This window comes from Streptomyces sp. DT224, from assembly GCF_049844595.1.
Classification (GTDB): domain Bacteria; phylum Actinomycetota; class Actinomycetes; order Streptomycetales; family Streptomycetaceae; genus Streptomyces.
In genome coordinates this window covers 537210-550028 of sequence record NZ_JBNCLI010000002.1, presented here as the reverse complement: position 1 = coordinate 550028, position 12819 = coordinate 537210, and the positions used below count along the sequence as shown (strand labels likewise).

General features: G+C 71.2%; 13 protein-coding genes. 9 read left to right on the top strand and 4 right to left on the bottom strand.

Annotation, left to right across the window (positions count from 1 at the left end):
• Positions 1-45: 45 nt before the first annotated feature.
• Genes ACLQ2N_RS06110 through ACLQ2N_RS06095 form a run of 4 tightly spaced genes read right to left on the bottom strand, consistent with a single transcriptional unit; the run spans position 46 to position 4804 of the window.
• The gene (locus ACLQ2N_RS06110; protein ID WP_425809822.1) at positions 46-1638 is read right to left on the bottom strand and encodes a beta-N-acetylhexosaminidase; all 1593 of its coding nucleotides are present in this window, start codon (positions 1636-1638) and stop codon (positions 46-48) included.
• A 33-nt stretch (positions 1639-1671) separates the two neighbouring features.
• Positions 1672-2514, bottom strand: a complete 843-nt coding sequence (locus ACLQ2N_RS06105) for a carbohydrate ABC transporter permease (protein ID WP_425809820.1) — start codon at positions 2512-2514, stop codon at positions 1672-1674.
• Positions 2511-3497: a carbohydrate ABC transporter permease gene (locus tag ACLQ2N_RS06100; protein ID WP_425809818.1), complete on the bottom strand. Its 987-nt coding sequence runs from the start codon at positions 3495-3497 to the stop codon at positions 2511-2513. The genes ACLQ2N_RS06105 and ACLQ2N_RS06100 overlap by 4 nt, the downstream gene beginning before the upstream one ends.
• Positions 3498-3535: 38 nt before the next feature.
• On the bottom strand, positions 3536-4804 hold the full coding sequence (locus tag ACLQ2N_RS06095) for an extracellular solute-binding protein (RefSeq protein WP_425809816.1): 1269 nt from the start codon (positions 4802-4804) through the stop codon (positions 3536-3538).
• Positions 4805-5031: 227 nt separating this feature from the next.
• Between ACLQ2N_RS06095 and ACLQ2N_RS06090 the strand changes: the two genes are divergently transcribed.
• The 9 genes from ACLQ2N_RS06090 (at position 5032) to ACLQ2N_RS06050 (ending at position 12801) form a co-directional block, all read left to right on the top strand.
• Positions 5032-5871 (top strand): GntR family transcriptional regulator, encoded by an 840-nt coding sequence (locus tag ACLQ2N_RS06090; RefSeq protein ID WP_425809814.1) that lies wholly within the window; start codon positions 5032-5034, stop codon positions 5869-5871.
• A 125-nt stretch (positions 5872-5996) separates the two neighbouring features.
• Positions 5997-7178, top strand: a complete 1182-nt coding sequence (locus ACLQ2N_RS06085; protein ID WP_425809812.1) for a lactonase family protein — start codon at positions 5997-5999, stop codon at positions 7176-7178.
• 65 nt (positions 7179-7243) lie between these two features.
• Entirely contained in the window at positions 7244-7495 is a 252-nt protein-coding gene (locus tag ACLQ2N_RS06080) for a hypothetical protein (RefSeq protein WP_143618285.1), read from the top strand.
• Complete coding sequence (locus ACLQ2N_RS06075; protein WP_425809810.1) at positions 7492-7869, top strand: helix-turn-helix domain-containing protein; 378 nt, start codon at positions 7492-7494, stop codon at positions 7867-7869. Before ACLQ2N_RS06080 ends, ACLQ2N_RS06075 begins: the two co-directional genes overlap by 4 nt.
• Positions 7870-8046: 177 nt before the next feature.
• Positions 8047-8556 carry a 2-oxo-4-hydroxy-4-carboxy-5-ureidoimidazoline decarboxylase gene (uraD, locus tag ACLQ2N_RS06070; protein ID WP_425809808.1) on the top strand — a complete coding sequence of 170 codons (510 nt, stop codon included), beginning with the start codon at positions 8047-8049 and terminating at the stop codon, positions 8554-8556.
• 13 nt (positions 8557-8569) lie between these two features.
• Positions 8570-8962: a hydroxyisourate hydrolase gene (uraH, locus tag ACLQ2N_RS06065; protein WP_164403396.1), complete on the top strand. Its 393-nt coding sequence runs from the start codon at positions 8570-8572 to the stop codon at positions 8960-8962.
• Between the two features lie 7 nt (positions 8963-8969).
• Complete coding sequence (gene pucL, locus ACLQ2N_RS06060) at positions 8970-9893, top strand: factor-independent urate hydroxylase (RefSeq protein WP_425809806.1); 924 nt, start codon at positions 8970-8972, stop codon at positions 9891-9893.
• A gap of 70 nt (positions 9894-9963) precedes the next feature.
• Complete coding sequence (locus ACLQ2N_RS06055; protein WP_425809804.1) at positions 9964-11361, top strand: nucleobase:cation symporter-2 family protein; 1398 nt, start codon at positions 9964-9966, stop codon at positions 11359-11361.
• 42 nt (positions 11362-11403) lie between these two features.
• Entirely contained in the window at positions 11404-12801 is a 1398-nt protein-coding gene (locus tag ACLQ2N_RS06050; RefSeq protein ID WP_425809802.1) for an 8-oxoguanine deaminase, read from the top strand.
• Positions 12802-12819: the final 18 nt, after the last annotated feature.

The window sequence follows — 12819 nt, the reverse complement described above, 5'->3', positions numbered from 1 at the left end:
GTCTGTTCCTTCCGGGAACGTCGTGGGGGAGTGGGGGATCGGGGATCACGCAGTCGGCGCTGTTCCTGGGGATGCCGCGGTGAGCGGCCGGGGATTCAGGGGGCGGTAGCGGACGCCCAATGCGTCCAGCCGGGTGGTGTGGTGGCGGAGGCGGGCCAGGAAGCCGGGCCAGCCGTCGCCGCCGCCGGACCAGGCGCGGTCCGCGAGGGCGCACAGCCTCGGATACGTCTGGTACTCGATGCGGTCCGGGGTGCGCGCGTACTCGGTCCACAGCTGGGCCTGCGTGCCGAGCAGCCGGACCGCGTCGCCCGGCTCCCAGTCGTCGGTCAGCGAGCGGTCTCCGTGCACCGTGCGCAGGCCGACGGGCGGGCCCGGCTGCGTGAGCGGTTCGCCGGGGGCGTCCGACTCGGCGTAGTCGAGGTAGGTGGCCCGGTAGTGCGCGGCGACCACCTGGTGGCCGCGGCGGGCGGCGGCGCGGGCGTGGGCCGGGTCGCGCCAGGTCATCACCGTGAATTCCGGGGGGAGTCCGGTGCCGGTCTCCGCCCAGCCGACCGGGATACGGCCGCGCTCGGTCACGTACGCCCCGATCCGGCCCATGAACCAGCCGTGCAGGGCCCGCGCGTCGGGGAGCCCCTCGGCGGCCGCCCGTTCCCGGGCCGCCGGGCTGTTCTCCCACTCGGTGGTCGGGCACTCGTCGCCGCCGACGTGGATGTACGGCGACGGGAAGACGTCCATGACCTCGTCCAGCACCGTCCGGCAGAAGTCGAACACCTCCTCGTGGACCCCGAACACCGTGTCGCACACGCCCCACCGGGTCCACACGCCCAGTCGCCGCGACGGGTCGTTGCCCAGCTCCGGATGGGCGGCCAGGGCGGCGCGCACATGGCCCGGCATCTCGATCTCCGGCACCACCCGCACCCCCCGCGCCTCCGCGTACCGGACGAGGCCGCGCAGTTCCTGGGTGGTGTACGCCCCCGAGTGCGGGATGCCGTCGAAGCTCTCGACGGGGCCGCCCGGCGGGCCGGCCATCGACTGGCTGCGGTGGCCGCCGATCCCCGTCAGCCTCGGGTAAGCGGCGACCGGCATCCGCCAGCCCTGGTCGTCGGTGAGGTGGAGGTGCAGTGTGTTCAGCTTGTGCAGGGCCATCAGGTCCACGTAACGGCGCAGATAGGAGACCGGCTGGAAGTGCCGGGCCACGTCGAGCATCGTGCCGCGCCACGGATGCGCCGGGATGTCGCTGATCTCCACGCACGGCAGCGTCCAGGCCCTGCCGCGCCGGGCCCCCGCCGAGAGCGCCTCGGAAGGCAGGAGCTGGCGCAGCGTCTGGACCCCGCACAGCAGGCCGGGCAGCCGGGCCGCCCGCAGCAGCACCGTATCCGGGCCGATGGTGAGCCCGTACCCCTCCTCGCCGAGGCCGCTGAGCTGCGGGTCCAGGGCGAGCACCACGCGGCCGGTGGCGGAGGGGACGAGGGGGAGCCCGGTGCCGGGCCGGAGCAGGGTGCGCAGCAGGTCGGCGGCGCCCTCCGCGCCGGGGTAGGCGCGGATGCCGGTGTCCGGGGTCAAAGTGAAGCGGCCGGGGCGCGCGGAGACCTTCCGGGGGCGGGGGACGAGGGAGTGTTCGGGGCGGGGGGCGGGCATGCGGGGCCTCCGGGAGGGGTGCGGGGTCGTCGGTCAGCCCTTGACGGCGCCGGCGGCGAAGCCGGAGGTGACATGGCGCTGGAGCAGCAGGAAGACCACCAGCGCGGGCAGGGCGAAGAGGGTGGAGGCGGCCATCGTGGCGCCCCAGTCGGTGCCGAAGGTGTTCTGGAAGGAGGACAGCCAGACCGGCAGGGTGCGGCTGTCCTGGTGCTTGATGATCAGGAAGTTGGCGTACGCGAACTCGTTCCAGGCGGTGATGAAGCCGAACAGCGAGGTGGCCATCAGCCCCGGCGCGAGCAGCGGCAGGGCCACCTTCCGGAAGGCGGCGGTCCTGGAGCAGCCGTCGACCTGCGCGGCCTCCTCCAGCTCCGGCGGGATCGTCCCGATGAAACCCCGCAGCACGATCACCGAGAACGGCAGTGTGACCATGAAGTAGACGAGGGTGAGCGTCGGCAGCCGGTCCAGCATGTCCGTGTCGCGGGAGATGATGTAGACCGGGATGATCAGCGACTCCCAGGGCGCCATCTGCGCGATGAACACCATGAGCATGAACTGCCGCCGCCCCTTCCAGCGCAGCCTGGCCACCGCGTACGCCGAGGCCAGGGCGACGATCAGGGCGAGCAGGATCGAACTCACCGTCACCAGCGCGCTGTTGCGCCAGAACATCCCGAAGCCGTCGGCCTGCACCGCGGTGCGGAAGTGGTCGAGTGTCCAGGTGCGCGGGAAGAGCTGGGGGTCGGAGGACTGGATGTCCTTGGACGGTTTGAACGCGGTGGAGATCATCCAGTAGACGGGGAACAGGCAGACCAGGACGGTCAGCGCGGCCGCGGCGTTCAGCGGAAGCCGCCGCAGTCGTGCGCTACGGGCACGGCTCATCGGATCTCGTCCTCCTGGCGGAGCATCTGGCGGAAGTAGAGGAAGAGCACCCCGGACATCAGGACCACGGTGACCATCGAGGCGGCCGAGCCCAGGTCGTAACGCTGGCCGGCGAGCGCGGTCTGGACCGCGTACACGGGCAGGATCGTCGTCGCGTCGCCCGGGCCGCCCCGGGTCATCACCCAGATCTGGACGAACGCCTTGAACGTCCAGATCACCTCCAGCGAGAACACCAGCAGGAAGATCGGCCGGAGCACCGGCAGGGTGACCGAGCGGAAGATCCGGGCGCCGCTCGCCCCGTCGAGCCGGGCCGACTCGTACAGCTCGGCCGGGACCGTGGTCAGCGCGGAGTAGATCGTGATCGCCGCGAACGGCACCGACTGCCACACGACCAGCAGGACCAGGATGGCGAAGGCGGCGGTGCCGTGCGCGAACCACGGATAGCGGTCGAACGAGGAGAAGCCCGCACCGGTCAGCAGGTGGTCGACGATGCCGAACTCCGAGTGGAACAGCCACTGGAAGACCGTGGTGGCCGCGATCACCGGCATGGCCCAGGCCAGCACCAGCGAACTGAGCACCACCGTCCGGGCGGCCTTGCCCAGGCGCTCGGTCATCAGGGCGACCAGCGTCGCGATGACCATGATCAGGACCACGTTGACCGCCATGAACAGGAAGGTGCGCCGGACGACCTCCCAGAACCGCGGATCGCTCAGCAGCGTGCGGTAGTTGCGCAGCCCGACGAACTCCGCTTCACCCGTGATCAGCTGGCGCAGCCGGAAGTCCTGGAGCGAGATCAGGACCGCCCGCAGCAGCGGATAGACCAGCAGGTAGAGCATGCCGCCGACGGCCGGCGCGATCAGGGCGTACGGCCACAGGCCGCGCGGCTCCCCGGACCGCCGCCGGCGGGGCGGCGGTCCGGACGTGCCGGGTACGGCCCGGCGCTTGGGGCTGGGGGGTGCGGTCCGTTCCCGGATGACCGACACGGCACGCCTCCTCTCACAGGGTGTGGGCGGACGAACGGTCAGGAGCCGGAGTTCATGGCCCGGGTGATGTCGGCGGACGCCTTGGCGGCCTCCTTCGCCGGGTCGCCGCCGGTGAGCACGGCGGTCATGTAGTCCTTGATCGGGTTCTCCGCCTCGACCGCGGCCCAGCTCGGGGTGTTGGGCGTGGCGTGGCCGTTGGCCGCGCCGACCGCCATCGCGGCGGCGCCCGGGTCGGCGGCCACGGCGGAGGCGAGCGTGGTCCGGTTCGGCACGTAGCTCATGGCGACGGCGAGCTTCTTCTGCCAGACGTCGCCGGTGAGTTCCTTGATGAAGGTGAGCGCGGCCTCCTGCTTGCCGGACGCGGTGGGGATCACCAGGTCCGAGCCGCCGGTGAAGACGGCACCCGGGGTGCCGGCGGTCTTGCCGGGGATCGGGAAGAAGCCCAGCTTCCCCTTCAGGTCCGGGTTCTTCTCGATGACGACGTTGGCTCCGCCCGGGGTCGAGATGACCTGGGCGACCTTGCCCTGCGCCATCACATCGGCCTGCGGCGGATCGGCCTCGTCGGCGTCCTTGGGCCCCTTGCCGAGCGCCTGGAGCTTCTTGTAGAACTCCATGCCGCGCAGCGCCTCCGGGGTGTCCAGGGCGCCCGTCCATTTACCCCCGGACTCGGTGGCGAGGTCGCCGCCCTCGTCCCAGACGAACCCGGCCAGCGCGTACCAGGTCTGGCCGGGCAGGTAGATGCCCTGGTTGCCGCCCTTGTCGAGCTTCTCGGTGGCGGCGATCCACTGGTCGCGGGTCTTGATCGCCTTCGCGTCGATGCCCGCCTTCTCGAAGAGGTCGGTGCGGTAGACGACCACGCGGTTGGCCGCGTAGTACGGGATGCCGTACTGCTTGCCCTCGTACGCCCCCGGCTCGGCGAGGCCCTTCAGCCAGTCCTTGCCGTTCAGCTCGTCCACCTTGTCGGTGAGGTCGAGCAGCCCGCCGCTCTGCGCGAACTGGGCGACCTGGGTGTTGCCGCTCTCGATGACGTCCGGGGCGTCGTTGCTGGCGAGCGCGGCGGTGATCTTCTCGCCGATGCCGTCCCACTCCTGGATCTGGACCCTGGCCCGGATGTCGGGGTGCGCCTTCTCGAAGCCCTGGACGAACTCCTTCTGGAACTGCGCCGAGACGCTGTCGCGCATCAGCCAGACGTCGATGCTCGTCCGGCCGTCACCGGAGGAGTCGGAGGAGTCGTCGGACGAGCCACAGGCGCTGAGGACGGCGGCCAGCACGAGCACGGACCCACCGGCAAGCAAGCGGTACTTCACGGTTCACCTCTGGGAGAACAGGACCTGACCACCTGACCAGTGAAGGCCGCTGGACAGCTCACCTCTTGTTGGTGGATGAAGGTGGCATGGACCAATGGAGCCGTCAAGTGCCCTGTATTCAAAGGCTTTTGGTGATCTATCGGAGAGGCGGCTCGCGATAGCGGCTACAATCCATCTGACCAGTGGTTCAGTGGTCAGGTATCCAACCCGCCAGAAGGGGGCAGCGCATGGACGCCGACGCATCGGGGACGGTGCTCAAACGGGAGCGGGCCCGTGACGCCATCCTGGAGATGATCGAGTCCCGGCGCCCGGGCGACGCGATCCCCTCGGAGCGGTCCCTGTGCGCCACGCTGGGCGTCTCCCGGCCCACCCTGCGCGCCGCGGTGGACGAACTGGTCGCGACGGGACTCCTCGTGCGGGAGCACGGCCGGGGCATGTTCGTCGCGCCCGCGAAGATCACCGAGGAGCTGATCTCGGCGGACCTCGCCCTGTCGGTGCCGCAGGCGGCCGGGGCCTGGTCGAGCCGGCTCCTCGAGTTCACCACCCTCCAGGCCGGCGCCCGGGTCGGCCGGAAGCTGCGCATGTCACCGGCCGCCGACATCGTGTACGTCGCCCGGCTCCGGCTGGTCGACGGCGCGCCCATGGCCATCGAGCACCTGCACATCCGGGCCGAGTTGGTGCCCGGTCTGTCCGCCGAGGAGCTGGAGAGCGGCGACCTGTACGAGCACCTGCGCGAGCGCCACGACGTGCACGTCCACGAGGCGGTCCAGGCGATCGAGCCGACCGTGGTGACCCGCGCCGAGGCCCGCCTCCTGGACGTGCCCGAGCTGTCCCCGGCGCTGCTCTTCGAGCGGCTGACCTCGGACACGACGGGCCGCCCCGTCGAGTACGTGCACTCGCTCTACCGGGGCGACCGCTACCGCATCGTCTCCCGGCTGGCCCTCGGCCCGGCCGCCGCCGTCCAGCCGGTCGAGGGCGGCCACCACCCGGGCATCCCGCCGGGCGACTTCGCGCAGCGCGAGCCGATCACCTCCTCGACGCGGGGTGACATCCAGTCGGGCGACTGATCCGGCGGCGGGGTGAGGCATGCGTTGCGCCCTCCGCAATGGCCGGTGCACCTCTTGCGGTGCGCCCCGGGCGGGGCCACTGTGGCTGGCACATCCGACGGAACCGACCCCACGAGGTGCCTCGCATGACGTCCCCCACCAGCCGCCGTACCCTGCTCGGAGCCCTCCTGGCGGGCGGTGCCCTCGCCGCCGCCCCCAGCCTGCCGCGCTCCGCGCACCACCCCGCGCCCCGCCACCCGCACCACCCGCCGCACCCGGCCCACCCCGCGACCCGGAGCACCGGCACCCTCTACCTCGGCACCTACACCTCGACCAGCCCGGGCGGCACCGGCATCGGCGTCGCCGCGTACGACCCGGAGACGGCGGGCATCACCGCCCGCACCGTCGTCACGGGCGTCGAGAACCCCTCGTACCTCGCCCTGCACCCCACGGGCGCCACGCTCTACGCGGTGGACGAGCAGCAGAACGGCGGCGTCACCGCGGTCGCCGTCGCGGACGACTTCCGGGTGCTCGGCACCCGGTCCACCGGTGGCGCCGGACCCTGTCACCTCTCGGTCCACCCGAGCGGGCGGTGGCTGCTCAGCGCCAACTACACCTCCGGGAGCGTCGCCGTGCACCCCCTGGCCGACGACGGATCGGTGGGGGAACGCACCGACCTGGTCGCCCACAGCTCACCCGCCCCCGGACCGGGGCAGGACGGCCCGCACGCGCACCAGATCATCACCTCGCCCGACGGCGGCCATGTGCTCGCCGTCGATCTGGGGAACGACACGGTGTACACGTACCGGCTGGACGGGACACGCGGCACCCTGGAGCAGGTCTCGTACGCCGCGCTGCGGGCGGGCGCCGGCCCCCGCCACCTCACCTTCCACCCCGACGGGCGCCACGCCTACCTGGCCTGCGAGCTCGACAACGCGGCGGTGGTCTGCGGTTACGACCCCGCCACGGGCGCGCTCACCCCGGGGGACCCGCAGTCCACCGGCACGGGCTCGGGCACCAGCTACCCCGCGCAGTTCCTGGTCACCGGGGACGGCCGGTTCGCCTACCTCGCCAACCGGGGGCACAACAGCCTCACCCGGTACGCCGTCGAGGACGGCGGGGCCGCGCTGCGCCTGCTCGACACCGTGCCCGTGGGCGGCGACTTCCCCCGGCACACCGCGTTCTCGCCGGACGGCACCCTGCTCTTCGCCGCCAACCAGAGGTCCGGCACGGTCACCGCGTTCCGGGTGGACGCGGCCTCCGGCGCGCTGACCTCCGCCGGGACCCCGTACGCGGCCCCGGCGGCGGTCTGCGTGCTGCCGGTGTAGGGCGTTAGGGTCGAGCCCGAGCCGCGGGTCGCACCGGACGCGGTGCGACGCATCAGGGAGGCACCATGCGCTTGAGAGTGGAGTTCACCACCGAGCCCTTCGATCTGGACGAGGCGCCCGCGCACGCGGTCGTGGCGCGCGAGGTCATCCAGGGGGCCGAGTTGGACGCCGTCGACGTCGGCCCGTTCGGCAACACGGCGGAGGGCGGTGCCGACCAGGTGCTCACCGCCGTCGACAGCCTGCTGCGGCAAGCGCTGGCATCGGGTGCCACCCGGGTCTCGCTCCAGGTCAACGTCATCGGGGAGGACCCGAAGTGACCGGACCGGTGGACCACCCCCTCGTCACCGCCGTGAAGCCGCTCGTGGACGCCATGGGGGCCGAGCTCGTCGGCCCCGGTGAGGCGCACCCCGACGACGTGGTGCTGGCCTGGGAGGGCGAGGACGTCGTGGCGGTCCGGCTGCCGCAGCTCTCGGAGTCGCTGGACCACATCCTGGCCGCGATGGAGCGCCGGCACGGCATGCCGCTGGCCGAGCTCGACCGCAAGGCCAAGCAGGAGGCCGTCCGGCTGCTGGAGGCACGCGGTGCCTTCTCCGTACGCCATGGGGTCGAGACCGTGGCGGGGGCGCTGGGCGTCTCCCGGTTCACTGTTTACAACTACCTCAACCGTGAGAACGGCTCCAAGAGCGGGTAGTTGGGACGCACTCGCACCAGCTGCCGATGCATGATCGATCAGGCCGCCGCCCGGACCACCGGGCGGCGGCTCTTTCTGTATACGGAATTTCAACAAACTGTTGACGTCGTGTTGCGGAGGGCGTTAGCTATCCGCAGCCCGACCGACGCACAGCGAAGAACAGCCACGGAGGCTCCCGTGACTTCGAGCTCCACGCCGGGCCTCGCCCGGCTCAACACCCAGGCGGACGCGGACGCGGCCGCCGCACTGCACGAGGTGTGTGCCAGTGCGGCATGGGGACGAGCGATCCTCGCCCACCGCCCGTACGCCACCACCGAAGCCCTGCTCTCCGCGAGCGACACCGCCACGGCGGCACTCGGCGCGGAGGACCTGGCCGAGGCCATGGCCGGTCACCCGCCGATCGGCCGCCCGAAGCCCGGGGACCCGACCTCCTCCCGCGAACAGCGGGGGATGGCCGGGGCGTCCGAGGAGCTCAAGGCCGAGATGCTCGAACTCAACCTGGCGTACCAGGAGCGGTTCGGACACGTCTTCCTGATCTGCGCCACCGGCGCCACCGGTGAGCAGATGCGCGACGCGGTGAAGTCCCGCATCGGGAACTCGCCGGAGCGGGAGCGGGGGATCGTGCGCACCGAGCTGGGCAAGATCAACCGCATCCGCCTCACCCGCCTCGTCACGGAAGACGCCTGACACAAGGAGAGTCTTGAGCACCTTCGCCACCGCATCGGTGTCCACCCACATCCTGGACACCAGCATCGGCCGCCCCGCCGCCGATGTCGCCGTCTCGCTCGCCGCCCGCTCGGGCGCCGACGCCGAGTGGGTGACGCTCGGGGGCTCCGCGACCGATGCGGACGGGCGCTGCAAGGACCTGCCGGCCCTGCCGGAAGGCACCACCCACGTACGGCTCGACTTCGAGACCGAGCCGTACTTCACCGCCAAGAAGCAAGCCGAGGCGCAGCAGGACGCCCCCCGCGTAAGGGACAGCGGCGCGTTCTTCCCCGAGGTGGCGATCACTTTCGCCGTCACCCCGGGCGAGCACTACCACGTACCGCTGCTGCTCAACCCGTTCGGCTACTCCGTATACCGAGGGAGCTAGCAGACACATGCCCACGATTCTCGGCCAGAACCAGTACGGCAAAGCAGAGAACCGCGTCGTCAGGATCACGCGGGACGGCGACACCCACCACATCAAGGACCTGAACGTCTCGGTCGCGCTCTCCGGCGAGATGGACGACGTCCACTACTCCGGCTCCAACGCGCACGTCCTGCCCACGGACACCACCAAGAACACGGTGTTCGCGTTCGCCAAGGAGCACGGGATCGAGTCCGCCGAGCAGTTCGGCATCCACCTCGCCCGCCACTTCGTGACCTCGCAGGAGCCGATCAAGACCGCGCGCATCCGCATCGAGGAGTACGCCTGGGAGCGCATCGCCACCTCCGACGCGAACTCCCGTTTCATCGGGTCCGACGAGGTCAAGCACTCCTTCGTCCGCAAGAACCAGGAGATCCGCACCGCCCAGATCACCTTCGACGGTGAGAAGTGGCAGGTCATCTCCGGGCTCAAGGACCTGACCGTGATGAACTCGACCAACTCCGAGTTCTGGGGCTACGTCAAGGACAAGTACACGACGCTCAAGGAGGCGTACGACCGCATCCTCGCGACCGACGTCTCCGCCCGCTGGCGCTACAACTGGACCAGCGACGAGCAGCGCATGCCGAACTGGGAGAAGTCCTACGAACAGGCGCGCAAGCACATGCTGCACGCCTTCGCCGAGACGTACTCGCTGTCGCTCCAGCAGACCCTGTACCAGATGGGCTCGCGCATCATCAACAACCGCAGCGAGATCGACGAGATCCGCTTCTCGCTGCCGAACAACCATCACTTCCTTGTGGACTTGGAGCCCTTCGGCCTCAAGAACGACAACGAGGTGTACTTCGCGGCCGACCGTCCGTACGGGCTCATCGAGGGCACCGTGCTCCGGGACGGTGTCGAGCCGCAGATCCCGGTCGACATGACCAACCTCTGACGCGGCGCCGCGCCGGTGCCCGCCCGCCCACGACGGCGGCCGGGCACCGGCCGGGCCGGAGGGAACCCTCATGGCACAGCCAGCATCCGGGCCCGCGGAAGCAGAAGGCCCCTGTTCCACCCCGCCGGAGCGTGCGGTGCATCCGGTGGACGAGAAGCTCACCCCCTCGCGGCTCCTGCCGGCCGCTCTCCAGCACATCGCCGCCATGTACGCCGGCGTCGTCACCCCGCCGCTGATCATCGGACAGGCCGTCGGCCTCGACGCGGCGGGCATGACCCGGCTCATCGCGGCGAGTCTGCTCATCGCCGGCTGCGCCACCCTGCTCCAGACCCTCGGCATCGGCGGCCTCGCCGGCAACCGGCTGCCGTTCGTCAACGCCGCGTCCTCCGCCGGCATCGCCCCGATGCTCGCCATCGCCGAGACCAACGCGCCCGGGCACCAACTCCCCGCGATCTACGGAGCGGTGCTCGTCGCCGGGGTCTTCTGCCTGGCCGTCGGGCCGTTCTTCGGCAGACTCCTGCGCTTCTTCCCGCCCTTGGTCACGGGCGTCGTCATCACCCTCATCGGGGTCACCCTGATGCCCGTTCCGGTCTCCTGGGCGCAGGGCGGCGACAAGACGGCCACCGACTTCGGCGACATGAAATACCTCGCGCTCGCCGCGTTCACCCTCGTCGTCATCCTGCTGATCCAGCGCTTCGGCCACGGTTTTCTGTGCCAAGTAGCGCTGCTCATGGGTCTGTTGATCGGCACGCTGGCCGCCGTCCCGCTCGGTCTCGCCGACTTCTCCTCGCTGCGCGACGCCCCGCTCGCGGCCGTGCCCACCCCGTTCGCCTTCGGTGCGCCCGAGTTCCAGCCGGCCGCGATCCTCTCGCTGTGCCTCGTGATGCTCGTCCTGATGACCGAGTCGTCCGCCGGGATGCTGGCCGTCGGTGAGATCTGCGACCGCCGCACCGACGGACGCACCCTCACCCGGGGCCTGCGCACGGACGGCATCGCCACCCTCATCGGCCCCGTATTCGGCGGCTTCCCCACGAGTGCCTTCGCGCAGAACGTGGGCGTCGTCTCGCTCACCAAGGTCCGCAGCCGCTACGTGGTCGCCGCGGCCGGGGCCGCCCTGCTGGTCCTGGGCCTCTTCCCGGTGCTCGGCGCGGTCGTCTCGCTCGTCCCGATGCCCGTGCTCGGCGGCGCCGGCATCGTCCTCTTCGGCTCGATCGCCGTCAGCGGCATCCGTACGCTCTCCGAGGCCGGCCTCGACGACAGCTCCAACATCATCCTGGTCGCCGTGGCCCTCGGCGCGGGCATCGTGCCGCTCGCCGCGCCCGGGTTCTACGCGGACTTCCCGTCCTGGGCCCAGACCGTCCTGGGCTCCGGGATCAGCGCGGGAGCGCTCGTCGCGGTCCTGCTCAACCTGTTCTTCCACCATCTCGGCACCCACGGCCGCACCGCCGTGGCACTCAAATCCTCCTAGGGTCCTGCCGTGCCCACGTCCCAGATGAGAGAAGGAAGCACCATGGCAGCACCGGCAGCCCCCGACCGGGTGGAGCGCATCGTCATCGAGAACTGCTCGATCGCGACCGTCGACGCGGCCGACACCGAGTACGCCTCGGGCCACCTCGTCGTCGCCGGCAACCGCATCGAGTCCGTCGGCGCCGGCCGGGCACCCGAGGGCCTGGAGAACGTCGTACGCCGGATCGACGGCACCGGCCACCTGGCCACCCCCGGCCTGATCAACACGCACCACCACTTCTACCAGTGGATCACCCGGGGCCTGGCCACGGACCACAACCTCTTCGACTGGCTGGTGGCGCTGTACCCGACGTGGGCGCGCATCGACGAGCCGATGGCACGCGCCGCCGCGCAAGGGTCGCTCGCCATGATGGCCCTCGGCGGCGTCACCACCGCGATGGACCACCACTACGTCTACCCGAAGGGCTCCGGCGACCTGTCCGGTGCCATCATCGGGGCCGCCCGCGACATGGGCGTACGCTTCACCCTCGCCCGGGGTTCCATGGACCGCAGCGAGAAGGACGGCGGGCTGCCCCCGGACTTCGCCGTGGAGACCCTGGAAGGCGCGCTCGCCGCCACCGAGGCGACCGTCGACGCCCACCACGACGCCTCCTTCGACGCGATGACCCAGGTCGCCGTCGCCCCCTGCTCGCCGTTCTCCGTATCCACCGAACTCATGCGCCAGGGCGCCGAACTGGCCCGGCGCAAGGGCGTGCGGCTGCACACCCACGGCTCGGAGACCGTGGAGGAGGAGAAGTTCTGCCACGAGCTGTTCGGCATGGGCCCGACCGACTACTTCGAGTCCACCGGCTGGCTCGGCGACGACGTGTGGATGGCGCACTGCGTCCACATGAACGACTCCGACATCGCCGCCTTCGCCCGCACCGGCACCGGCGTCGCCCACTGCCCGTCCTCCAACGCCCGCCTCGCCGCGGGCATCGCACGCGTCCCGGACATGCTCGCCGCAGGCGTCCCGGTCGGCCTCGGCGTCGACGGCACCGCGTCCAACGAGTCCGGCGAGCTCCACACCGAACTGCGCAACGCCCTCCTCGTCAACCGCCTCGGCCCGCACCGCGAACGCGCCCTGAACGCCCGTCAGGCGCTGCGCCTGGGCACCCACGGCGGCGCCCAGGTCCTGGGCCGCGCCGCGCAGACCGGCTCGCTGGAGGCCGGCAAGCTCGCCGACCTGGTCCTCTGGAAGCTGGACACCCTCGCCCACGCCTCCATCGCCGACCCGGTCACCGCGCTCGTCTTCGGCGCCGCGGCCCCGGTCACCCTGTCGCTGGTCGACGGCAAGCCGGTCGTGGAGTCCGGCCGCCTGGTCACCGCGGACGAGGAGGCCATCGCCCGCGCCACCCGCGACGAGGCCCGCCGCCTCGCCCAGATCGCCGCCGGAGCCTGACGGCCCGGCGGCCCCGAA